19 protein-coding genes are annotated in these 22,565 nt (G+C 49.4%); 14 read left to right on the top strand and 5 right to left on the bottom strand.

The genetic code is table 11. The features are described from left to right. Positions 1 to 6 precede the first annotated feature (6 nt). From AC56AD_RS14625 to AC56AD_RS14610, 4 genes are all read right to left on the bottom strand, one after another. Positions 7 to 1,200, bottom strand: coding sequence for a phosphoglycerate kinase (locus tag AC56AD_RS14625; protein ID WP_012509517.1), 1,194 nt, complete (start codon positions 1,198 to 1,200; stop codon positions 7 to 9). Positions 1,201 to 1,304: 104 nt separating this feature from the next. Next, positions 1,305 to 2,318 carry an endolytic transglycosylase MltG gene (mltG, locus tag AC56AD_RS14620; RefSeq protein WP_012509516.1) on the bottom strand — a complete coding sequence of 338 codons (1,014 nt, stop codon included), beginning with the start codon at positions 2,316 to 2,318 and terminating at the stop codon, positions 1,305 to 1,307. 14 nt (positions 2,319 to 2,332) lie between these two features. Further along, positions 2,333 to 2,659: a chorismate mutase gene (locus AC56AD_RS14615; RefSeq protein WP_041526580.1), complete on the bottom strand. Its 327-nt coding sequence runs from the start codon at positions 2,657 to 2,659 to the stop codon at positions 2,333 to 2,335. A 70-nt stretch (positions 2,660 to 2,729) separates the two neighbouring features. Then, the gene (locus tag AC56AD_RS14610) at positions 2,730 to 3,275 is read right to left on the bottom strand and encodes an NYN domain-containing protein (RefSeq protein WP_223293938.1); all 546 of its coding nucleotides are present in this window, start codon (positions 3,273 to 3,275) and stop codon (positions 2,730 to 2,732) included. A gap of 211 nt (positions 3,276 to 3,486) precedes the next feature. On the opposite strand from AC56AD_RS14610, the gene mraZ reads away from it, so the two are divergent. From mraZ to AC56AD_RS14540, 14 genes are read left to right on the top strand one after another with little or no spacing between them, the layout of a single operon-like run. Then, positions 3,487 to 3,945, top strand: coding sequence for a division/cell wall cluster transcriptional repressor MraZ (gene mraZ, locus AC56AD_RS14605; RefSeq protein WP_012509513.1), 459 nt, complete (start codon positions 3,487 to 3,489; stop codon positions 3,943 to 3,945). Further along, on the top strand, positions 3,945 to 4,943 hold the full coding sequence (rsmH, locus tag AC56AD_RS14600) for a 16S rRNA (cytosine(1402)-N(4))-methyltransferase RsmH (protein WP_012509512.1): 999 nt from the start codon (positions 3,945 to 3,947) through the stop codon (positions 4,941 to 4,943). Before mraZ ends, rsmH begins: the two co-directional genes overlap by 1 nt. Next, entirely contained in the window at positions 4,930 to 5,361 is a 432-nt protein-coding gene (locus tag AC56AD_RS14595; protein ID WP_012509511.1) for an acylphosphatase, read from the top strand. The genes rsmH and AC56AD_RS14595 overlap by 14 nt, the downstream gene beginning before the upstream one ends. A 31-nt stretch (positions 5,362 to 5,392) precedes the next feature. After that, entirely contained in the window at positions 5,393 to 7,435 is a 2,043-nt protein-coding gene (locus tag AC56AD_RS14590) for a PASTA domain-containing penicillin-binding protein (protein ID WP_012509510.1), read from the top strand. Further along, on the top strand, positions 7,432 to 10,449 hold the full coding sequence (murF, locus tag AC56AD_RS14585) for a bifunctional UDP-N-acetylmuramoyl-L-alanyl-D-glutamate--2,6-diaminopimelate ligase MurE/UDP-N-acetylmuramoyl-tripeptide--D-alanyl-D-alanine ligase MurF (protein ID WP_012509509.1): 3,018 nt from the start codon (positions 7,432 to 7,434) through the stop codon (positions 10,447 to 10,449). Before AC56AD_RS14590 ends, murF begins: the two co-directional genes overlap by 4 nt. Before the next feature lie 3 nt (positions 10,450 to 10,452). After that, the gene (gene mraY / locus AC56AD_RS14580; RefSeq protein WP_012509508.1) at positions 10,453 to 11,559 is read left to right on the top strand and encodes a phospho-N-acetylmuramoyl-pentapeptide-transferase; all 1,107 of its coding nucleotides are present in this window, start codon (positions 10,453 to 10,455) and stop codon (positions 11,557 to 11,559) included. Positions 11,560 to 11,564: 5 nt separating this feature from the next. Further along, positions 11,565 to 12,959, top strand: coding sequence for a UDP-N-acetylmuramoyl-L-alanine--D-glutamate ligase (gene murD, locus AC56AD_RS14575; RefSeq protein WP_012509507.1), 1,395 nt, complete (start codon positions 11,565 to 11,567; stop codon positions 12,957 to 12,959). Continuing rightward, positions 12,932 to 14,161 carry an FtsW/RodA/SpoVE family cell cycle protein gene (locus AC56AD_RS14570; protein WP_012509506.1) on the top strand — a complete coding sequence of 410 codons (1,230 nt, stop codon included), beginning with the start codon at positions 12,932 to 12,934 and terminating at the stop codon, positions 14,159 to 14,161. Before murD ends, AC56AD_RS14570 begins: the two co-directional genes overlap by 28 nt. Then, the gene (murG, locus tag AC56AD_RS14565) at positions 14,158 to 15,255 is read left to right on the top strand and encodes an undecaprenyldiphospho-muramoylpentapeptide beta-N-acetylglucosaminyltransferase (protein ID WP_012509505.1); all 1,098 of its coding nucleotides are present in this window, start codon (positions 14,158 to 14,160) and stop codon (positions 15,253 to 15,255) included. The genes AC56AD_RS14570 and murG overlap by 4 nt, the downstream gene beginning before the upstream one ends. Before the next feature lie 14 nt (positions 15,256 to 15,269). After that, positions 15,270 to 16,709, top strand: coding sequence for a UDP-N-acetylmuramate--L-alanine ligase (murC, locus tag AC56AD_RS14560; protein WP_012509504.1), 1,440 nt, complete (start codon positions 15,270 to 15,272; stop codon positions 16,707 to 16,709). Next, positions 16,706 to 17,509 carry a cell division protein FtsQ/DivIB gene (locus AC56AD_RS14555; RefSeq protein ID WP_012509503.1) on the top strand — a complete coding sequence of 268 codons (804 nt, stop codon included), beginning with the start codon at positions 16,706 to 16,708 and terminating at the stop codon, positions 17,507 to 17,509. The genes murC and AC56AD_RS14555 overlap by 4 nt, the downstream gene beginning before the upstream one ends. Before the next feature lie 21 nt (positions 17,510 to 17,530). After that, positions 17,531 to 18,832, top strand: coding sequence for a cell division protein FtsA (gene ftsA, locus AC56AD_RS14550; RefSeq protein WP_012509502.1), 1,302 nt, complete (start codon positions 17,531 to 17,533; stop codon positions 18,830 to 18,832). 42 nt (positions 18,833 to 18,874) lie between these two features. After that, a complete protein-coding gene (gene ftsZ, locus AC56AD_RS14545) occupies positions 18,875 to 20,167 on the top strand; it encodes a cell division protein FtsZ (protein ID WP_012509501.1) in 1,293 nt (430 codons plus the stop codon). Positions 20,168 to 20,200: 33 nt separating this feature from the next. After that, positions 20,201 to 21,493: an acetyl-CoA hydrolase/transferase family protein gene (locus AC56AD_RS14540; protein ID WP_273278115.1), complete on the top strand. Its 1,293-nt coding sequence runs from the start codon at positions 20,201 to 20,203 to the stop codon at positions 21,491 to 21,493. 45 nt (positions 21,494 to 21,538) lie between these two features. On the opposite strand, the gene pgeF is transcribed toward AC56AD_RS14540, so the two are convergent. Continuing rightward, complete coding sequence (pgeF, locus tag AC56AD_RS14535) at positions 21,539 to 22,357, bottom strand: peptidoglycan editing factor PgeF (protein ID WP_012509499.1); 819 nt, start codon at positions 22,355 to 22,357, stop codon at positions 21,539 to 21,541. Positions 22,358 to 22,565 lie beyond the last annotated feature (208 nt).

The following is a 22,565-nucleotide window of genomic DNA, read 5'->3' as shown; positions in this document are numbered from 1 at the left end:
AACCGGTCAATCGTTCAGTGCGGCAATACCCGGCAGCTCCTTGCCTTCAAGGAATTCAAGACTTGCGCCTCCACCGGTTGAAATATGGGTCATTTCGTTCGCCAGACCAGCTTTTGCTACGGCTGCTGCAGAGTCGCCTCCACCGATAATGGTTGTGGCGCCTTCTGCTGTTGCTTCGGCCATTGCTTGTGCGACTGCCATGGTGCCTGCAGCAAAGTTATCGATTTCAAAAACGCCCATAGGTCCGTTCCAGAGTACGGTTCGTGCGGAAAGAATTTCGTTCCGGTAGATTTCTGCCGTGAGGGGGCCGATATCGACACCGATCATCTCTTCGGGGATGGCGGTAATCATTTCTGAATGGCAGTCGGCGGTTGCGGAAATTTCAGGCGCAACAATGACGTCTACGGGAAGAAGGAGTTTGATTCCCTTGTTTTTGGCTTCGTCAAGAATTTTCAGTGCCAATTCAATTTTGCTCTCTTCAACCAGAGAGTTTCCGATTTCATAACCCTGTGCCTTGAAGAAGGTGAAAACCATGGCGCCGCCAATCAGGACGGTATCGACTTTTTTGAAGAGGTTTTCAAGAACGTCAATTTTCCCTGATATTTTTGAGCCACCGAGGATTGCTACAAAAGGTCGTTCGGGTTCCTGCAGCGCCTTTCCGAGGTAGAGGAGTTCCCTTTCTATCAGAAAGCCTGCAACGGCTGTTTGGACGTAATGCGTAATGCCTTCTGTTGAGGCATGTGCGCGGTGTGCTGTGCCGAATGCGTCGTTGACATACACCTCTCCGAGTGATGCGAGTTCGCGTGCGAAATCGGGGTCATTTGCCTCTTCTTCGGGGTGAAATCTCAGGTTTTCAAGCAGGATCACCTCTCCGTCCTGCAGTGCAAGCACCTGCTGCATGGTCTCCGTACCGATACACTCTTTCGCCATGGTAACCGGGCAATCGAGCAGTTCGGCAAGTCTTGTTGCTACAGGGGCAAGTGAATAATCGGCATTGACTTTTCCTTTTGGTCTTCCGAGGTGCGACATTAAAATGAGTCGGCCTCCATTTTCAAGGACTTTTTTGATGGAAGGAAGTGACTCAATGATTCGCTTGTCGTCCGTTATCTTTTTGTTGCTGTCGAGAGGGACGTTGAAATCAACGCGCATCAATACCCGTTTGCCTTGAATTGCTATGTCGGATAAACTCTTTTTCTGCATTGCTCTGATGATTGGTTAAAAAAATGATTTTCGTTTAAATGTATATAGCCAATATAATCGATCTACTCAACAGGTGGATGATGGGTATCTGTTGCTTGTTTTCGTCAGTGTCCGGTATTGCTGAGGGTGAGTTTGTACTTTTTGATGTTTGCATTGTGCTCTGTCAGTGATTCGGCAAAGTAATGCCCTCCCTTTCCCGTGGCGACAAAGTAGAGGAAATTGCTGTTCGCAGGGTTCAGTACGGCAAGGATTGATGCTGCTCCGGGGTTGCAGATAGGTCCTGGAGGGAGTCCGTTATGGCGATAGGTGTTGTAGGGGGAACCGGCTGCCAGATCTTTGTAATAGAGGCGGCGGGCAGCTCCTCCAAGGGCATATTGTACTGTTGGATCGGCTTGCAGCCGCATATTTTTTTTCAGGCGGTTAAGGTAGACGCTGGCGACAAGATTTTTTTCCTGGTCAAGCGGGGTTTCGGCTTCAACGATAGAGGCAAGGGTCAGCAGGGCTGTTTCGTTCAGTCCTCTTTGGGCGGTTACCTGCTTCAGGCTGTCGGTGTAGAAATGGCGGAAGCGTCCGACAAGAAATCCGACCGCCTCTTCGGGCGTGGATGCCCAGGCAAAGTCATAGGTTCCGGGAAGCAGGTAGCCTTCTGCATTTTTTGCCGTTATCCCCTTTTTGAGGAGCAAATTGCGGTCTGCTGTCGCCATCATGAACTCTGCAGAGTCAAGGTCAAGTTTTCGGGAGAGGATGCGGGCGGTTTTTCTGAGATCAATCCCTTCGGGAAGGGTGACGCGTACCTCATCTTGCGGATGCGTATGCAGATAATACATGAGCATGAAATTCGACATGCGGGGCGGAATGGTATATCTTCCCGGTTTGACACGGTGCACTCTTGGAATAATCGTGATGGTTACCAGTGCAGGCCATTTGCTGGTAATCGAACGGGAACGGTACAGTTCATCAATAATGGCGCGGGCCCCCATTTTTTTGTGAACGGTCAGGCGGGTGGCTTTTGATGCTGTATTGAGTCCGGGCAGGAATAAAAAAAATGCCAATGCCGTCAGCAGCATAGCTGCTCCACCAAGAAGCGGTTTACGGGAGGAAGTTTTTTTTGATGCCATTTCGAAGCTGCCTTTTAACTGGCATGGATACCTGGTTGACTGTTTTTCCATTCATGCTGAAACAGTCGGGTCTCCTCGATGATGCATCGATAGATTTTTTCCAATGTGTGAGCTTTCAGAGGCGAGTCGGCATGGTTCAGTACATTGTTCAGTACCTCTTTTTCCCGCTCTGGCTGAAGTACCTGTTCTCCGATTCTTGATTTCAGGGAGCTGATATTTTGTGCGCAATCTAATCTTTCGCAGAGCAGGGAGGATAACTGCTGGTCAAGGGTGTCGATTTTTTTTCTCCATTCGTCAAGTTCCTGCCAATGTAGGGTATTGTTGACGGTGCTGTCGGACATCATAATGACGGTGGTTAAGGGTGGTGCTTTGGTGACAAACAAAAGTATAAGAAAATGAGCCGGGTTGTTACTACGATTTTTCGCGTGCGAAGAGCTTCATCCATCGAGAAACTTCCCTTTCGCTCAACAATTTGTCATTGAATTTTTTTTCTTTGACCGTCATGCGCAGGGAGTGGCGGCTCTTGTCCTGAACGGCAGCATCTGCTGTCAGTTCATTGAGTTGCAGTGCAAATGTCTCGGATTTTACGCATGTTGCTCCGAATGCTGTTGCGTACCGTCGAATCTCATCGTCTGAACTTACAATAGTAACCTTTTTTACTCTTGTGTTCAACGACTTTACGTAATCAATGATCCAGTGATCAGCACTTTTTGAGGCTGAAGTAAAGACGATATGCAGTGGCGCCCCGCACGCACTCTCTCTGGGGCTCCCTTTTCCATCATAGACAACGGTTATCGGACACTCTGTTTTTTGTTGAAAACAGAGGAGTTGTGTTTCTGTTTCCTTGCGCAGAACATCAAGAGACGCCGAGGTCAGAGAGGGATGAAGCTTATGGATAAGGTTATAGCCATCAATCAGGATCTCTTTTGCTCCTCTTTTCATTGGGGTTGTATTCATTCGAAATATCGGCATTTCTGCTGGAGTGTAAAATAGACTAATATTTTTTTAGTGCATCCTTTTTTATACATTTTAAAGTGGCGCAAAATGGTAAAAAATGGGATGTATTGCGGCCCTCGCTGGTTTTTTTTTGGTTTTTACGTCCGGTTACGGTTAAAAAGATGTAACAGGTGAGGTTATAAGCATAACGGGGGCTAAAGGGATTGCCACAATGGCGGGCTTTATTGGAAAAGAGAGACATGCCATCGATGAGAAGGGGCGCCTTATGATTCCTGCAAGGTTTCGCCGGAAGTTCGAAAGTGTTACGGTCGAGGGTGTTGCAGATGCTTTTTCAGGTTTGTATATCATGAAAGCGCCCGACCGTTCCCTTGAGCTTTATGAACCGCTCATCTGGGCTGGAATGAGAAAGTCACTTTCCGGTCTTTCGGATTTTAATCCCGAGGAGCGCCTTTTGAAGACCTTGATGTATGAGAGTCTTGAAATGGTTGAGCTTGATCGTCAGGGGAGGGTTGCTCTGTCGAGGGAGTTCCTCGATCATGCTGGTATTACAAAGGATGTTGTTATTATCGGGGCTGATACAAAAATGATTATCTGGGATCCGCAGCGCCTTGCTGCTCTCTTGCAGGAGAGTGCTGATCGTTTCGCTTCGCTTGCGGGAAGGTATTTTTAATGGTTATGGTACGAGATATATTTCATGAGCCGGTGCTGGTCAACGAAGTTGTGGCATTTCTGGTCAGAAAACCTGGTATTTATGTCGATGGGACTCTTGGCGGCGGCGGCCATTCTTCGGCGATGTTGCGTGCACTTTTTGATGCGGGTTTCCTTGCGGGATCGCTGTTGATCGGCATCGACCAGGACGATGCCGCATTACGGGTGGCGGGTGAAACGCTCAAGGAATTTGCAGCCTCCACGGTTTTGGTCAAGGGAAATTTCTGTGATATGGGTGGGCTGATTGCCTCGATCTGCGCGGAAAAAGGGCTGGAACCGAAGGTTATGGGTATTCTGCTTGATCTTGGCGTCTCATCGTTTCAGATTAATACCCCTGATCGGGGGTTCAGTTACCTGAGGGAGGGGCCGCTTGATATGAGGATGGACAGCAATGCTTCCCGAAGTGCTGCTGATATTGTTAATGGCTATGATGAGCAGGAGCTTGCAAGGCTTTTTTACCGTTATGGAGAGGAGCCCAGAAGTCGCAGCATTGCACGGGCGATTGTTGCCTATCGTCAGAAACATGGGGCAGTCACCTACACTCAGGAGCTTGCGGCTATTATTCGTGGTAATGCGCATGGCGGCGAGAAGGTTATCAAGACGTTGTCAAGAGTGTTTCAGGCTTTGAGAATAGAGGTAAATGCCGAGCTTGATGTTCTCCGCCAGGCGCTTTATGATGGTATCGATTGCCTTGATGAGACGGGACGAATGGCCATTATCAGTTATCATTCTCTTGAGGATCGGATCGTGAAACGAGTTTTTGCTGAAAAGGCCCGGAGTGATTGGGGACCCAAAGGGGTTGGTTTGCGGGAGCCTCTTTCGTGGGGATCGGTTGCCCCCGTTACCCGCAAGCCCCTTATTGCTGCCCCGGATGAGATTGCGTTAAACTCAAGGGCAAGAAGCGCAAAGTTGAGGGTTATTGAAAAAATTCATGAGGGAGGTCGTCGTGCAAGCGAGTAAGAGGGTGGCACTTTTTTTGCGAGGTCTCCTGCGGGGTGTCAAGGGCTTCGCAAAAAAGAGGCCTGAGGAGGTGGTTGCTGTTGGCAGCGAGGCTCAGGAGGTTCCGAATTCAGGGATCAAAGAGATGGTCAGCAACGCGCTTGAGTTCGATATCGGTTTACTCTTGCGTCCGACCTCGTTTTTGTACATTCTGGCCGGAATGGGGATTATTCTTTTCCAGACCTATAACAACCTTGCGATTAACAATCTTGCTCTTCATAATGAAAAGCTTCGAGAGCAGATACAGATGACATCAAGTGTTATAACCTCACAGGAACTTAAAATGGGTGAATTGCATAGTATCCGTAATATTGCTGAAAATGCTGCTGCGCTTGGGGTTGTGGCTTCGAGTATTCCTCCGGTTGAGCTTGTGCCATGATTGATTGCATCTTCAATGGAGGGGATCGCTCATGAGTGGCCAGCAGGAGAGCAAACGGCCGGATGATCGGGAGTTCGGCAAGCGGCTTGGTATCGTCGTTGTTCTTTTTTCGATATTTATTGTCGCAATTATTGGCATGTTACTGAGTATTCAGGTTATTAATGCCAAAAAATATAAGCAGATAGCCACCAAGCAATATGAGCGGGAGGTTACAGAGCGTGCCCAGCGCGGCGCTATTCTTGACCGCCATTCGCGTTTACTGGCAGAAAGTATTGAATCCATCTCCTTCTACGCCAATCCCCGGACGGTTCGCAATACTCCGCTTTTTGACAAGCAAGGAAAGCCTGTGAAGGAGCCTGGAAGCAAGAAACAGAAACATATCGACAATTCAGGGGCTGTGGCGACCCTTTTCTCCCGCCATTTGGGCGTCAACCGCTCGGTTTATCTTCGAGAGTTGCAGCGCCGAAAAGGAGCGGCTGTTCTTGGTCGGAAAATACCGGTCGCAAAAGCGATGCCGCTTATGCAGCTTATTATCGAGAAAAAATTGCCCGGTGTCAGGTTCGAAAAGGAGCAGCAGCGCTATTACCTGAACGTTGCGGCTCAGGTGATCGGCTCCATCGGGAGTGTAAAGAGCGAAACTGATGGAAGCAGCGGACTCGAATTACAGTTGAATAAAGCGTTGAAAGGGCGTGACGGTACAAGAATTTTACAGCGAACAGCAACAGGTATTCGTTACCCGGCGCCTGACGCCCGGCAACAGGAGGCGATAAAAGGCAATACGGTACAGTTGACTCTTGATGGTGATATTCAAAGCATTGTGGAAGATGAACTTGCAAAGGCTGTCGGGAACTTCAATGCTGATGCTGCGGCATGTATTGTTATGGATGTTCGTACCGGAGAGATCCTTGCCATGGCCAATAACCCTGCTTTTGATTTGAACCATAGGGCGACCTGGACTCGCCAGAACTCACGAAATCGCGCAGTAACCGAGATGTACGAGCCCGGTTCAACGTTCAAGCTGGTGATGGCTGCTGCTGCAACGGAAGTCCTGGAAAGAAAAGCCGATGATGTGGTGTTTGCCAATCATGGGGTTATGCCCATCTATAATCTCAAAATCAGGGATCATGAGTCTTACGGCAACATAACGTTCCGTGAGGCAATTATGCATTCCAGCAATATTGTGGCAGCAAAAACAGCAATGGAGATTGGGCGGGAGAAGTTCAATGCCTATACAAGAAATTTCGGATTTGGAAAGAAAACGGGCATTGGGCTGGTTGGTGAGGCGCCGGGAATGGTGCGGTCGCTTTCAAAATGGGATCGGACCACGCTTCCCTGGATGGGTTACGGCTATCAGGTTATGGCTACTCCATTGCAGATATTGCAGGCTTATGCCGCAATTGCCAACGATGGCGAGTTAATGAAGCCCTATATCATCAAGAAAATTATTGATGCAGAGGGTCAGGTTGTTCGGGAAGCTGTTCCTGAAACGGTCAGGAGGGTGGTTTCCGCAGAGACAGCAAGATATGTCGGGAAGGAGTATTTCAAGGCGGTTGTTGACAGTGGAACGGCTAAAAATGCGGCTGTGCCGGGAGTGACTGTTGCTGGCAAGACCGGAACGGCAAGACGTGCTGATGGAGGGTCGTATGCCAAACCGGTTTATGTCTCCTCATTTGTTGGCTATTTTCCCGTAGAAAGGCCTCGCTATGCTCTTATTGTGATTCTTGAAAATCCGAAGACGGCCTATTATGCCGCGACCGTTGCGGCTCCGGTTTTTTCGGCCATTGTATCGAGAATGCTTGCCTGTTCGGAGGAGATGCAGAAAAACCTCGCAATTCCTTCTCCGGAAAAGAGGCTCCTTGATTCTATCGTGACGGTAGTTGTGCCTGATCTTCGTGGACTTAAGGGGCGCGATGCCCAGCGCCTGTTGAAATGGCTCAATCTGGAGATGGATTATTCGGGAGAGTTTGAGGGGGTTGTTGTTCGTCAGAGTATTGTTCCTGGCAGCAGGGTTGTAAAAGAGAAGGTGATACGGGTGGTGCTTGCTTCAGGAAACATCAACAGAAAATCCTCATGACGGTATCAAGTGATGGTTCCAACCTGCAGGAGGTGCAACTGGAGGAGTTGCTCAAGGAAATTTCCTCTCTGGAGCTTCTGGGAAAAGCTGGCTTTGGGGGGGCGATCAGCATGGTTACCAGTGATTCCCGTGAGGTACTTCCCGGATCGCTTTTCGTTGCGATAAAAGGCTATGCTACCGATGGAGGTCGCTTTATCCGCAGTGCAGTTGAGCGAGGGGCTGCAGCGGTGATCTGCGAAGAATTTCCCTCTGATCCTGCTCTTCCCTGTCTCTATATCAAGGTCGCTGATGCGCGAAAAGCTCTGGCGGAGGCTGCTCGGATTTTTTATGGAAAAGCTTCTGATCAGTTGCTGATTATCGGAGTTACCGGAACCAACGGCAAAACCACGACAGCAAAGCTGATTACGGCCATGCTGAATGCCAATGGTATTTCTGCTGGTTATATCGGGACGAATATGTGCAGGATTGGAGAACTCGAAATTCCGCTGGATCGTACCACTCCGGAGGCTCATGGCCTTCATGCGCTTTTCCGTCAGATGCTGGAAGCGGGATGCAAGGCTGCCGTGATGGAGGTCTCCTCTCATGCACTGGTGTTGCAGAGGGTCTATGGTATCCGGTTTCATGCGGCGCTCTTTACCAACCTGACCCAGGAGCATCTTGACTTTCATGAAACCATGCACGATTATGCGGAAGCCAAGCAGCAACTGTTCGATCAGCTTTCGCCGGACGGGTTTGCGGTGCTGAATATTGATGATCCTTATGCCGAACAAATGGCGGCTCGTGTAGCAGATGATAAAATATATTGTTGTACCATGCAGCGGGGGCTTCAGCCAGCGCTCTCGTGCAGCAGGCTCTTTGCAGCAGATCTTCTTCAGGGTACCCTTGCCTCAAGTACCATTGTGCTTCATTTTCCCGATGAGTCAGTGGAGATGCAGGTTAAGCTTCCGGGAAACTTCAATGTCATGAATGTGCTTGAAGCTGCGGCCATTGGAACGGGCATGGCTCTCTCTGCCAAAGAGATATGCAATGCTCTTTCTGCGGTTTCGACGGTGGAGGGGCGCATGGAAAGAGTTGGTGAGAGCCGTCAGGGGTGGATGGCCTTTGTTGATTATGCGCATACTCCGGATGCCCTTTTCAAGGCGCTTGATGCCTTGCATGGCCTCAAGGAGGATGCTTCCCGCCTTATCGTGGTTTTTGGGTGTGGAGGAAACAGAGACAAGGAAAAGCGTTCTGAAATGGGGCGGATTGCTTCAGAAATTGCCGATGAGGTTATTATTACCTCTGACAATCCTCGGGATGAAGATCCGGAGGAGATTCTTGATGCAATCGAGCGTGGTATCACCGGGGTTCATTACCTGAGGATCAGTGACAGGGCTGAAGCCATCCGGCGGGCGGTTCTGATGCTCAAGGCGGGAGATCTCCTTCTTGTGGCGGGAAAAGGGCATGAAAAGTATCAGGAGATAGCCGGCCACAAATATTTTTTTTCAGATCAGGCGATCATAAAAACAGCTATGCAGGAAAATGTTTCCGGATATCCGGAAAAGGAGAGAGTACAACTGAACAGGAAAGGCGTGCTGACGATTGATGATTTTCGGAAGGTTGGAGAGGTGGTCGAGGCCGGAAGAGGGCATGGCGACTCTCTGCCGCCTTCGCAGCCTCCGCAGGAGATGGTTTCTCCCGTTGTGGTTATCGATTCAAGAGAGGTGAGAGGGGGAGAGCTTTTTATTGCCCTGAAAGGTGAAAATGCAGATGGTCATTGCTTTATTGGCACTGTTTTTGAAAAGGGTGCCTCCTGGGCGATGGTGAGTCGTCAGTGGTATGAGGAGCAGGGCTCTGTTGATCCGCCACCAGGAAAAGGATTTATTGTGACGGATGATACGGTTGCAGGGCTGCAGCAGCTTGCAACGATCTACCGCCACCAGTTTTCGATTCCCGTTCTGGCTATTGGCGGCAGCAATGGAAAAACAACAACCAAGGAGATGGTGGCCTCGGTACTTGGAACCGGTTTCAGGGTTCATATGAGTGAGGGCAACAGGAACAACCATCTTGGGGTTCCTTTGACCCTGTTGCAACTGAGAGGTGACACCGATATTGCTGTTGTCGAGATGGGTATCAATCATCCGGGTGAGATGGTTTTGCTTGCGGCTATCGGCAGCCCAACCCATGCTCTCCTGACGAATATTGGCCATGAGCATCTTGAGTTTCTTGTTGATCTTGATGGTGTTGAGGCGGCGGAGATACCGCTTTTCGATTATCTTCGCCAGAGCGGAGGTATTGCGTTTGTCAATATGGATGATCCGAGGATCAGCGCGGCAGCCTCGGGGATGGCTGGAAGTGTTCCCTATGGAATGGCAACACGTTCGGAACACTCCTGTTGGGCCAGGGATATTTCGGTAAACAGTGCAGGCGCACTCTCTTTTCTTCTCTGTTCCATTGCCGGTTCAGAACCGGTAACGTTGAATTTTACAGGAAAACATAATGTCATGAATGCCATTGCGGCGGCTACAGTTGGTCACTATTTCGGTCTCTCGCTCTGCCAGATCCGCGAGGGTCTTGAGCGTCTCACTCCTGCTCCAGGCTGGAAACGGCTTGAGGTTCTTGATGCCTGTGGAGTGAGAATCCTTAATGACACCTATAATGCCAATTCAGACTCCATGCGCAAGGCGATTGATGCGCTTTGTGATCTTCCCGGCGCAGGCAAAAGAGTGGCCGTTCTGGGCGATATGCTTGAGCTTGGATTGGCGGGAGAGGTTGAGCATCAGGCAATTGGCAACTATCTTCAGCAGAGTTCAGTTGATCTGCTCTTTACCTTTGGTGAGAGTGCACGGCTTTTTGGCCGGGCAGTTCCCGAACGTTACAGGGGCCATTTCGAAAGCCGCGAAGCGCTTCTTGAAGCATTACGGACGGTACTGCAGGAGGGAGATATCGTGCTTTTTAAGGGATCAAGAGGAATGAAACTTGAGCAGGTTGTCGATGCGCTTATCAATGCAAAAACCATAACCGGGCGAGAATAGGGTATGATTTATTATCTGCTGAGGTACATTAATGATCTTTTTGACCTTCCGGGGCTTCATGTTATCGAATATCTCACCTTCAGGGCCAGCGCAGCGGCGATCACAGCGCTGCTGATTACCCTGTTTGTCGGTCCTGGATTTATCAAATACCTGAAAACACGGTTTATTGAGCCGGTCAAGGAGGAAGCGCCTCCGGAACATAAAAAGAAAAACAAGCTCCCAACCATGGGTGGGCTGCTGATTATTTTTTCCATTGAGATCTCGGTGCTGCTTTGGTCAAAATTCATTGATCCGCATGTCTGGCTGATTATGCTTGCCATTCTATGGATGGGGATTATCGGGTTTATTGATGATTACCGAAAGGTGGTACTGAAGATCAAGGGCGGGCTTTCCGCTCGATACAAGCTTATCGGGCAGGTCACTCTGGGTTTGGTGGTTGGATGCTATACCTGGTATGATCCCTCTTTTTCGGTGCTCCTGTCGACGACAACGGTTCCTTTTTTTAAGTATCTGACCATTGATTACGGTTATTTCTATATACCGATCGTTATTTTTATCATTACCGCAGTATCGAATGCCGTCAACCTTACCGATGGTCTTGACGGGCTTGCTGCCGGAAGTTCGGCTATTGTGGTCATGGGTCTGGGTGGTTTTTCCTACCTGGCGGGAAATGCGGTCTATGCAGTCTATCTCAATATTCCCTTTATTCCCGGAGGTGGCGAGATTGCTGTGGTGAGCATGGCAATTGTTATGGCTTGTGTGGGCTTTTTGTGGTTCAATTCCAATCCTGCAGAGATTATCATGGGTGATACGGGCTCCCTTGCGCTTGGCAGCGCGATTGCCGTTATTGCGCTTTTAATCAAACAGGAGCTGCTCTTGCCTTTGATTGCCGGTATATTTTTCCTCGAAACACTCTCGGTCTCTCTTCAGGTACTCTATTTCAAGTATACAAAAATGAGATATGGCCAAGGCAAAAGGATCTTTTTAATGGCTCCCCTGCATCATCATTTTCAATTGAAAGGGTGGGCGGAACAGAAGATTGTGATCAGATTCTGGATTTTGACCATCCTGTTTTTTCTTGCCAGTCTCATGACCTTAAAACTCAGATAACAGTTATGGATCTCAAGGGTAAAAGGGTGTCGGTCATTGGCGCGGGCAAAAGCGGAATTGCGGCAGCGCAACTGCTTGCTCGCAAAGGTGCGACGGTTTTTGTCAGCGAGCTTGGAACCATGGGGGCAGAGGAGATGCAGCATCTCCGGGAGATGCAGATCCCTTTCGAAGAGGCGGGGCATTCGCCTGCGGTGTATGAGGCTGATTTTTGTGTCATCAGTCCGGGTATTCCCCCTCATGCCGAGGTTGTGACAACCCTGCAGGCGCGAAATATTCCTCTCTACAGTGAGATTGAGTTGGCGAGCCGTTTTTGCAAGGCGAGAATTGTTGGTATTACCGGTACGGATGGAAAAACCACCACCTCGACGCTTGTTCATGCTCTCTGTGAAGAGGATGGCCTCCGGAATGGTTACAGGGCTTACAGTGTCGGCAATATCGGTGTGCCATTTTCTTCAATGGTATTGGATATGAAGGCTGGTGATATTGCCGTGGTCGAGTTGAGCAGCTATCAGTTGGAGCGCTCACCCACTCTCAAGCCTGAGGTTGCTGTTATCATGAACATTACGCCGGACCATCTCGATCGCTATGCAGGAGAGCTGCAGGGCTATGCTGCGGCCAAGTTCAGGATTTATGCCAATCAGGGTGCCGGGGATACACTGATCTACAATGAGGACGATGCGCTGCTCAGGGAACATTTTGCCTGCAGGGATCAGTTTCCTTTCAACATTATGTCGTTCGGCATGGAACCTGCCTGCAAGGGAGTTCCTGACATTCGAACATTTTTTCTTGAGGGCGACACGCTTGTTGCCCATACGCCTGACGGGGATGAGCCTGTTCTTGTGACATCAGATTTTCTGAAAAAAAGTTTTCGTGGTCGCCACAATATCTCAAATGTACTTGCGGCTGTTGCTGTTGCAGGAGCTTTGGGTATTCAACGGGAAGTGGTTTGTCAGGTAATCAGGGAGTTCAGGGGTGTTGAGCATCGTCAGGAATTTGTCATGACCATCAATGGAGTCGACTGGGTTAATGATTCCAAAGCGACAAACATGAATGCGTTGCGTCAGGCGCTTGAAGCGCTTCCTGCTACTGCGGTACTTATTGCCGGAGGACGCGACAAGGGGAATGATTACGCTGCGATTACCAGACTTGTCGAGAAAAAGGTATCTTTGCTCATTGCTTTGGGTGAATCGCAGGACAAGATCGTTTCAGCCTTTAAGGATGTTGTTGCTGTCAAGGCGGCAGGATCGCTTGAAGATGCGGTTTTGTTGGCACGAGATGCGGCAAGCTCCGGGCAGACGGTGCTCTTTTCACCCGGGTGCGCAAGCTTTGATATGTTTAAAAATTTTGAGGATCGCGGTATGCAGTTTAAACAATGCGTTCATCAGTTATCATCATGGTGAATACTGATCACTTACCGGGCCCTGCAGAAGAGGCTCTTGCCGTGAGCGAGTTGTTGCCACATCCAGGCAAGGAGGGAGTTGCTGCAAAGCTTCTGATCCTTATTGTGGCTGTTCTGATGTGTATCGGTATTGCTGTTGTTTACAGCAGCGGAGCGGGATGGGCTGTCACGAAGTACTCAAGTTCAGAATATTTTTTATGGCGTCAGCTTTTCTTTTCCATTCTTGGAATTGGTACCGTACTCCTTGTTGCCCAGCTTGACTATCATGTTTTCTGGAAGACCAGCAAAATCATCCTTTTTACAAGCATTGTGCTTTTGACCCTGCTGCTTGTTCTGAAAGCGGTTGGGCTTATTACCGGAGCTGCACGCTGGATTGGTTTTGGACCGCTGAAATTCCAGGTGTCGGATTTTGCCAAATATGCGGTTATTTTTCATTTTTCAAGACTGATCACTGAAAAGCAGGGATATATAAAAGATGTTAACAACTCTTATTATCCTATGCTGACCCTGTTGATGATTGTCGTGGCTCTGGTTGCCCTCGAACCGAATTTCAGTACGGCGTCGCTTATTGCCTTCATAGGGTTTGCGCTTATGTTTATCGGGGGAGTCAGTATTCGTCATCTCCTTGCTACGGTATCCGTACTGATACCTATTGCCGCTGTTTTTGCCATAGCAGCGCCATATCGGCGTGCCCGGTTGCACTCATTGACCAGCGGAAATGAACAGGGGGCGACCTACCAGGTTGTTCAGGCATTGATTGGTCTGGGCAATGGGGGGCTGTTTGGCCTTGGTGTCGGGGCCAGCAAGCAGCGGGAGCTCTATCTGCCCCTCTCCTATAATGATTTTGTCTTCGTTGTTGTTGGTGAGGAGTATGGGTTTATCGGCGCTTTAGCCGTTATTGCGCTCTTTACGGGATTTTTAATCTGTGGCCTTATCATTGCCAAACATGCTGCTGACAGTTTTGGTAAATATATTGCAACCGGTATCACGATGGCTATCACGCTTTTTGCCTTTGTTAATATTGCCGTTGCCTGCCATTTGCTTCCGACGACCGGTGTCGCACTCCCTTTTATCAGTTATGGAGGTACGGCGCTTCTTTTTAACTCTCTCGGTGTAGGGATTCTTATCAGCGTAGCACGGTACAAGAAACCGGCGATTGAAAGGAGCATACCGGTTGATGCAACTTCATGGAGGGTGGAATGAACGTGCTTTTTGCCGGAGGCGGAACCGGTGGACATCTTTATCCGGCAATAGCTATGGCCGGGGAGCTCAGGAAGCTGGTGCCGGATGTGGTGATTTCTTTTGTTGGCACAACGGGCGGCATTGAGGCGACCGAAGTTCCAAGACTTGGTTATCGGTTGCATCTTATTCCGGTACGAGGTTTAAAACGAGGGCGGGCGCTGGCGGATATTGTTGCGAATATTGGCGTAATTGCCGATTTTGTTGCGGCTCTGGGACGTGCTGCTGCGTTGATTGCCAGAGAAGCTCCCGATGTTGTTGTGGGTACGGGCGGATTTGTCAGTGCTCCGCTGCTGCTTGCCGCCCAGCTCATGCGTAAAAAGACGCTTATTCAGGAGCAAAATGCATTTCCTGGTGTTACAACAAAATTGCTTGCCGCACTTGCCAGTGAAGTGCATCTCTCTTTTGATGATGCGCGTCGATTTATCCGCAATAAAAAACGGCTTTTTGTTACCGGCAATCCTGCGCGCTCTTTTGCCTTGCCGCAGCAGGTTGCGGCCAGGGAGTATTTTGCACTTTCTGAAGAGCGTCCTACTCTTTTGGTTTTCGGAGGAAGCCGGGGTGCCCGCTCAATAAACAATGCGGTGCTTGAGGGAGTTGACCTGATTACGGCCTCGGCAAATCTGGTCTGGCAGACCGGAGCGCTTGATTTCGAGAGGATCAAGAGCAAGATGCAGCCCTCTCCTTATATATGGGTTGCTCCATATATTGAAGAGATGGGAGTTGCTTATGGCGCTGCCGATCTTGTGCTTTGCAGGGCAGGAGCCTCTTCCCTTGCTGAGCTGACTAACCTTGGCAAGCCATCGGTTCTCGTTCCTTACCCCTATGCAACTGGAGACCATCAGCGTCATAATGCTCGGGCGCTTGTTACGGGTGGGGCGGCTATGCTGGTTGAGGATGATCGTCTTGGCCAGCAGGCGTCGATAAAAAATATTCTTGAGCTGCTGCATGATAAAGAGAGGCTGAAACGTATGGGAGCAGCATCCCGGAAGCTCGCATATCCGGATTCGGCTCATCAGCTTGCCTTGCGCATCATCAGCCTTGCTAAAAAAAATTAAGAAAGAGGATTTACATGGAACTGGGAAAAACAAAAAGTGTTCATATTGTCGGTGTTGGCGGCGCTGGAATGAGTGCAATAGCCGAATTGCTGCTGAAGTCAGGGTTCAGGGTGACGGGTTCGGATCTTTCGTCTGGTGAGGTGACTGAAAAGCTTGCCGAGCATGGGGCAATAATTTATAAGGGGCATCGAGCTGAGCAGGTCGCAGGTTCTGATGTTGTTGTTTATTCTTCGGCCATACGGGCTGAGGATAATATCGAACTGATTGCCGCTGAGAAAGCTGGTATTCCGGTCATCAAGCGTGACGAGATGCTTGGTGAGCTGATGCGCTATACATACGGCATATGCATTGCGGGTACGCATGGGAAAACAACAACGACCGCCATGATTGCTACCATGCTGATTGAGTCGGATGAGTCGCCGACGGTCATGATTGGCGGTATCTCGGACTATCTGAAAGGCAGTACCGTGGTTGGTGAGGGAAAATATATGGTTATTGAGGCTGACGAGTATGATCGCGCCTTTTTGAAGCTGACACCAACCATTGCCGTTGTCAATAGTCTTGAGTCCGAGCATATGGATACTTATGGCACGCTTGATGAGCTGAAAGAGGCCTTCGTTGCTTTTGCCAACAAAGTGCCTTTTTACGGGCGGGTGATCTGTTGCGTCGATTGGCCGGAGATCAGAAAGATCATGCCGAAGATGAATCGCCTCTGTACAACTTTTGGAATTGATGAGCCTGCCGATGTTATGGCTTTTGATATTGTTCTCGATAACCAGCATACTACCTTTTCAATCAAGGCTTTTGGCCAGGAGTACCGGGACGTCTCTCTTCAGGTTCCGGGGCGCCACAATGTGCTTAATGCCCTCGCAGCTTTTTCGACAGGTCTTGAGCTGGGTATCCTTCCTGAGCGACTGATTGCCGGGCTTGGTCGGTACAGTGGTATGAGGCGGCGGTTTCAGGTAAAATATGATAATGGCCACGGTCTTATGGTTGTGGACGATTATGCCCACCATCCTACAGAGGTGAAGGCGACTGTCAGGGCAGCCAAAAGCGGATGGCGTGACTCCAGAATCGTGGCGGTTTTTCAGCCACATCTCTTTTCCCGTACCCGGGAGTTTGCTCATGAATATGGCTGGGCACTCTCTCATGCGGATATGGTCTACGTGGCCGATATTTATCCGGCGCGTGAAAAGGGAGTTGATTATCCCGGTGTCGATGGTGAGTTAATTGCGGACGCTGTCCGTAAGGCTGGAGGGAAACATGTGGAGTTTGTTGCGGATATGCAAAATCTCTTTACTGCTCTCAAGGAGTGGTCAGTTAATGGAAATATGCTTCTTTTCATGGGTGCCGGTGATATCACCCATCTTGCAACAAGGGTTGCCAATTTCTGCAGAGAGGGTGTTGCTGTTCAGGGCAATGAAGACTCCCAGTCGGGTTTTGCGGCGTCATGAACGGATTTGAAAAAGCGTCAAGTGGCCGCCGGGTTTTGCGGGTACTCTCTTTTCTGATAGTACTTGTCGCTCTTGCTGCGCTGGCCTATTATGCCTCCCAGTGGAAAAAAGAGGTGGTGGTCAGGGATTTTGTTATTGATGGAGCCTCAATCATCTCCGAAAGAGAGCTGTTATCGCGCATGGCTCCTTTTCAGGGCAGGAATTTGCAGAAACTCGACGTACAGGAGCTGAAACAAAGGATTCTGGTGATTCCCTATCTCAGGGATGCCGAGATAAGCAAGGAGTTGAATGGCATTGTCCGTGTCGTGGTTTTTGAGCGTGAACCTCTTGCAGTAACGGCTATTGACGGGCAAGTGCTGGTTATTGATCGTGAGGGATTTCTTTTGCCGCGTACGAAGGGGTGTTCTGAGCGGTTTCCGAACTTGTTACAAATTACGGGTATTACGCACCTTCGGATTGCCAGGAACAATCTGCGGCAACTTGACCGTCAGGATATCGAATTAATCCGGCAGTTTCTTGTGGCTCTTTCAGAGAGTGAGTATGCGAGCCTGCTTATTCGTGAATTTCATCTTGCAGACAACGGCATGGCCTGGTGCCTTGCGCTTCAGGCTCCCACCCGTTTTATTGTCGGTAATGATGGGAACTACAAGGAAAAGTTGAAAAAATTCGAGATATTCTGGCAAAAGGTAGTATCCAAGAAAGGTTTTGACGCTTATGAGACTGTGGACCTGAGGTTCAGAGACAGGATTTTTACCAGGGATCCTGTATATCCGGAGGTACCACAGAATGTTTCCCTGTGATAATCATGCAAGAATAGAACAATGCTGAAGAGCAATATTGCCGTAGGTCTTGATATTGGAACAACCAAGGTGTGTGTGGTGGTTGCCGAAAAAGATGAAATTGGAAAGCTCAACGTGCTCGGGAAGGGGCGTTCTAATTCCGATGGTCTTCAACGGGCGACTGTGGTCAATATTAACAAGACTGTAGCTGCTATCAGAGCCGCCGTTGCTGATGCTGAACGGGAGTCCTCCATTCGTATTCATGGAGTTAATGTCGGTATTTCCGGAGCACATGTCCATTGTATTCACAGTAATTCGGAAATCAGTATCAATCAGACAGGAATTGTCAATGATTCTGATGTGAAACGTTTTCTGGAGAAAGCCAAGACCAATATCCGTTATCTGGATATTGATCATGAAATTATTCACGTTATTCCGCAGGAGTTCATTGTTGATGATCAGGAGGGGCTTCTTGATCCGATAGGGATGGCCGGGACAACGATGAGGGGCAGCGCCTATATTGTGGTTGGTCTGAGGACAAAAATCCGTAATATCAAGCAGTGTGTTGAGAAAGCAGGTCTTGAGATCAGTGCAGTCACCTTTGAGCCGGTGGCTTCCGGTATGGCTGTCATGAAAGAGCGTGAGAAGAAAAGCGGTGTGGTCGTCATTGACATCGGGGGTGGAACTACTGAAGTTGCTATCTATATTGACGGGGCTATCCGCTACTCTGAGGTCATCAAGGTTGCTGCCAACGATGTTACTCATGATATCGCTCATGGGGTGAGGGCGCTTTACGAAGTCGCTGAAGATCTGAAAATAAAACATGGCTGTGCCTACAGCAAGCTGAGTGGTGAGGATGAGGATCTCCTGATTGAGGGCATTGAGGGACGGACACAAAAATCCGTGCCGAAGAGCTCACTGACGATGATTATTGAGGCCCGGATGATGGAAATTCTGGAGCTTGTGCGTGACTCGGTGCAGCGGTCGGGCTATTATGAATATCTCAATGCGGGAGCTATTATAACGGGGGGAGGTTCACTCCTGCCAGGTACGGAAGAGCTTGCTCATGATGTTTTTGGACTTGATGTTCGTATCGGGTATCCGGAGGGGGTTTCCGGAGGGATCAAGGGTTCCGTCAATAACCCCATGTATGCGACCGTAATGGGTCTTGTTGCCCATGCATTTCAGAATAATCTCTCGGCAGATCACAGCTTCGCTTCGACAGCAGAGATACTCCCTGTTGATGTTCCTCAGGGAAGCAGGGAAGAGCCCCTGGTGCAGGAGCAGACTCCTTCGGGGAAAAAAATTGTGGATCGCATGAAGAAATTCTGGGATAATCTATGATGAAAGAGCAAATAAGAGCCTTTTAAAGGGAGAACTGATAGCATGGCATTTGAGCTTGATCCGGGCCTGTTTGACAGTGACCAGGGCAAAGGGGTTACCATAAGGATTGTCGGCGTTGGCGGCTGTGGCGGCAATGCGGTAAATAATATGATCGACAGGAAGATCAGTGGTGTGGAGTATATCGTGTTCAACACTGATCGCCAGGCGCTCCTGAACTCGAAAGCTCCACTCAGGGTGCAGATTGGCAAGAAGGCTACGAACGGTCTGGGTGCTGGAGCCGATCCGGCAAAGGGGCGTCAGGCTGCAGAAGATGATCGTGAAATTATTGCCGCTCAGCTTCGGGGAGCCGATCTTGTCTTTATTGCTGCCGGAATGGGCAAAGGTACCGGTACAGGTGCGGCTCCGGTAATTGCCTCTATTGCAAGGAATATGGGTATTCTTACCATTGGTGTCGTGACCAGACCCTTTAACTTTGAAGGTCAGGTCAAGGCGAAGATTGCTGATGGAGGCATTGTCGAACTGCGCAAATATATCGATACCCTTATTCTTGTTGAAAACGAAAAGATCCTCAGTATTGCCGAAGAGGGGGTCAGCGCCACGGAAGCCTTTAATATGGCGAATGATGTCCTCTACAGGGCGGCGAAGGGTATTGCTGATATTATTACCCGACATGGTCATGTCAATGTCGATTTTGCCGACGTTCGCAGCATTATGGCAGGAGCCGGAGATGCGGTTATGGGTTCTGCTGCTGCTGCAGGTGAGCGTCGTGCGCTGAAAGCCTCATCAGATGCGCTGAACAGTCCTCTTCTTGAGGGTGTTTCGGTGAAGGGGGCTAAAGGTGTGCTGGTAAATATTACCGGAGAGGTCACCATGAGGGACATGTCGGATGCCATGAACTATATCGAGGAGCAGGTTGGCAGTGATGCCAAGATTATCAACGGCTACGTTGATGAGCCCCAGGTATCAGGCGAAATCCGGGTTACCGTGATTGTAACCGGTTTCAAGCGCAAGTCGCAGGACGATGGAACGGTGCCGATTGTTCGGCAATTTGTTGCACCTGTTCCTGGTATCAGGCTTGGCCAGGCGCCCTCATCGGTTCGGCAGACGGCCTCCCTTCATCCTGAACGTCAGGAAGAAGATTTACGTATTCCGGCCTATATCAGAAGGCAGTTGTCCATTAATGATCCTCATGAGGTCGCAGGGAGGAAAAATACCGGGCACGATGCCGATTATAACTCGTCGCTGCCAAGTGGCAGAGGGGAGCATGAAGATAAAATACAAAAAGGTTTGTCAGATACTCCAGCATATCTTCGCCGGAAAAAAAACGGGATCTGATATTGCCTTTTTTAACCAAATGTAAAGGGGTTCATGAATTATTGTACGCTTTCCGCAGAAGATGCGGTAGCCAGAATTAAGTCGGGGGACAGGGTTTTCTTGCATACTGCGGCAGCAACTCCGCAGCGCTTGATTGATGCAATGGTGCAGCGCGCTGATGAGCTGAGAAATGTTGAAATTGTCAGCCTGCACACCGAGGGTGATGCTTCCTATGTAAAGCCCGAGTATCGTGATAGTTTCAGATTGAATGCTTTTTTTGTGGGCAGGAATGTTCGTAAGGCGGTTCAGGAAGGTGATGGGGATGCCATTCCGGTTTTTCTGAGCGATATTCCTTCTCTTTTTTACAACAAGGTGTTGCCGCTTGATGTCGCTCTTGTCCATGTCTCCCCTCCTGACCGTCATGGTTACTGCTCTCTGGGAGTTTCGGTTGACGTTGCTCTTGCTGCTGTACATGCTGCAAAGGTGGTTATTGCCCAGGTAAATCCGAATATGCCGCGCACGCATGGCGAAGGAATGCTTCATATCAGCAAGATTCATGCAATGGTTGATGTGGATGACGCCCTCCTTGAGACTCCCCGCCATGTGTTAACTGATACCGAGATCAGTATCGGACGCCATATTGCATCCATTGTCGAAGATGGCGCTACACTGCAGATGGGTATCGGTGCAATTCCGGATGCCGTTCTTGCTGCGCTTTCCGGTCACAGGGATTTGGGTATTCATTCCGAGATGTTTTCTGACGGGGTGATTGATCTGGTCAAAAAAGGGGTGATCAATGGTCGCAAAAAACGAACCCACAAAGAGATTATTGTCGCAAGCTTTCTTGTTGGCACGCGGAAGCTTTATGACTTTGTTGATGATAACCCGCTCGTTGAAATGCTTCCCTCCGATTATGTTAATGATACACGGGAGATAAGGAAAAACCCCCGGGTGACCGCTATCAACAGCGCTCTTGAAATTGATATGTCCGGTCAGGTCTGTGCTGATTCCATCGGGCAGAAATATTTCTCCGGTTTTGGAGGACAGATGGACTTTATTCGGGGTGCAGCCCTCTCGGAAGGGGGAAAACCGATTATTGCCCTGCCGTCAACAACAAAGGCCGGACTGTCAAGAATTGTTCCACAACTTAAGCCGGGAGCAGGCGTTGTAACGACCAGGGCTCATGTGCAGTATGTGGTGACCGAGTATGGGATTGTGAATCTGCATGGAAAAAATCTCCGCCAGAGAGCCGAAGCATTGGCAACGATTGCTCATCCTGATTTCAGAGAGGAGATTTGTCGTCAAGCTCATGCACTTTATGGTACTTACGGCCGGAGCTTTATGTAAAAATCAGTTTTTGCCTGGGCGAAAGATTTTCTGTTATGGTTTCCACTATTCGTGTTGGCCGTGTTCAGAGAATCTGACGCCAATAAGGCTGACCATGCGGCCAGTTATTCCCTGATCACGCCGGTAGGAAAAAAACAGGTTGCTGTCGCCAGCCGAGCATAGCGCTGAGCGTTCAATATTCGAGGGTGGAATTCCTGATGTCAGAAGCTGCCGGTAGTTGATCATGCCCAGATCAAGCAGGTATTTTTCCTCATCCTGTGAGCGTGTTGAGCGCTGTCGGCTATCCGGAGGAAACTCCATGGCTACCTCACGACTAACCTCATAGGCTCCGGGAGAAATTCCTGTGCCGATATAGGCTACACACTCAGCGGGCAGGGAGTTGAAGTTCATCCGCATCGCTTCAATCGTTTTTATGACAATATTTCCTGCACTTCCTCTCCATCCGGCATGAATCGCTCCGGTGACCTTATGGCGCGGGTCGTAGATGAGCAGAGGGTAGCAGTCGGCAGTAAAGATGCAGAGGTAAAGCTCTTTTTTGTCCGTAATGAGTGCATCATAGCCCCGGTAATGTCCTGGTTTTTCGGCGCAAAGTATTTCCGTGCCGTGCACCTGATCGGAGAAGACCATTCTTTCAGGGTCAATGCCTGCTGCTGTGCAGAGGCGCCGGGTGTTTTCCCGAACCTTTTCTTCACCATCCAGGGTATTTCTTCCAACGTTCAGTGAGCAATAGGCGCCTTCGCTTACTCCACCGTTTCTGGTGCTCTGCAGTGCAATGAGTTCGTCATAATGACGGAAGCATTCAGGCACGATATATTTTTCCGAGAGGGCTGTTTGAGCCGCACTCACGCTTGTTTTTGGGTTCATAACATTATATCGGAATTTTTATCATTGATACCGAAATTCGTGTTCGCCTATTTTTTGCAATGGCGTTTCTTCAAAAAAACAGGATATTTCTTCTCTCTTGCCGGCAGTTGGAGGAAGAATTTCCGGTAAAGGTACATTATTTCCGGAAGAGTCGTATCTTCCGGGCATGAGACAGATAGAGCGACTGCTATCAGATTTCGCTGGTGTG

Source organism: Pelodictyon clathratiforme (assembly GCF_982375515.1).
Note: the sequence above shows the minus strand (reverse complement) of the source record. Positions and strands in the feature narration are given on the sequence as shown.

Bases quoted from the DNA above. Each gene is read 5' to 3' on its own strand.
- murD (WP_012509507.1), top strand. From the start codon at position 11,565: ATGGATCTCAAGGGTAAAAGGGTGTCGGTCATTGGCGCGGGCAAAAGC.
- murC (WP_012509504.1), top strand. From the start codon at position 15,270: ATGGAACTGGGAAAAACAAAAAGTGTTCATATTGTCGGTGTTGGCGGC.
- mraZ (WP_012509513.1), top strand. From the start codon at position 3,487: ATGGCGGGCTTTATTGGAAAAGAGAGACATGCCATCGATGAGAAGGGG.
- ftsZ (WP_012509501.1), top strand. From the start codon at position 18,875: ATGGCATTTGAGCTTGATCCGGGCCTGTTTGACAGTGACCAGGGCAAA.
- AC56AD_RS14625 (WP_012509517.1), bottom strand. From the start codon at position 1,200: ATGCAGAAAAAGAGTTTATCCGACATAGCAATTCAAGGCAAACGGGTA.
- mraY (WP_012509508.1), top strand. From the start codon at position 10,453: ATGATTTATTATCTGCTGAGGTACATTAATGATCTTTTTGACCTTCCG.
- pgeF (WP_012509499.1), bottom strand. From the start codon at position 22,357: ATGAACCCAAAAACAAGCGTGAGTGCGGCTCAAACAGCCCTCTCGGAA.
- AC56AD_RS14610 (WP_223293938.1), bottom strand. From the start codon at position 3,275: ATGAATACAACCCCAATGAAAAGAGGAGCAAAAGAGATCCTGATTGAT.
- AC56AD_RS14590 (WP_012509510.1), top strand. From the start codon at position 5,393: ATGAGTGGCCAGCAGGAGAGCAAACGGCCGGATGATCGGGAGTTCGGC.
- murF (WP_012509509.1), top strand. From the start codon at position 7,432: ATGACGGTATCAAGTGATGGTTCCAACCTGCAGGAGGTGCAACTGGAG.
- ftsA (WP_012509502.1), top strand. From the start codon at position 17,531: ATGCTGAAGAGCAATATTGCCGTAGGTCTTGATATTGGAACAACCAAG.
- AC56AD_RS14570 (WP_012509506.1), top strand. From the start codon at position 12,932: ATGCGTTCATCAGTTATCATCATGGTGAATACTGATCACTTACCGGGC.
- mltG (WP_012509516.1), bottom strand. From the start codon at position 2,318: ATGGCATCAAAAAAAACTTCCTCCCGTAAACCGCTTCTTGGTGGAGCA.
- rsmH (WP_012509512.1), top strand. From the start codon at position 3,945: ATGGTTATGGTACGAGATATATTTCATGAGCCGGTGCTGGTCAACGAA.
- murG (WP_012509505.1), top strand. From the start codon at position 14,158: ATGAACGTGCTTTTTGCCGGAGGCGGAACCGGTGGACATCTTTATCCG.
- AC56AD_RS14555 (WP_012509503.1), top strand. From the start codon at position 16,706: ATGAACGGATTTGAAAAAGCGTCAAGTGGCCGCCGGGTTTTGCGGGTA.
- AC56AD_RS14540 (WP_273278115.1), top strand. From the start codon at position 20,201: ATGAATTATTGTACGCTTTCCGCAGAAGATGCGGTAGCCAGAATTAAG.
- AC56AD_RS14615 (WP_041526580.1), bottom strand. From the start codon at position 2,659: ATGTCCGACAGCACCGTCAACAATACCCTACATTGGCAGGAACTTGAC.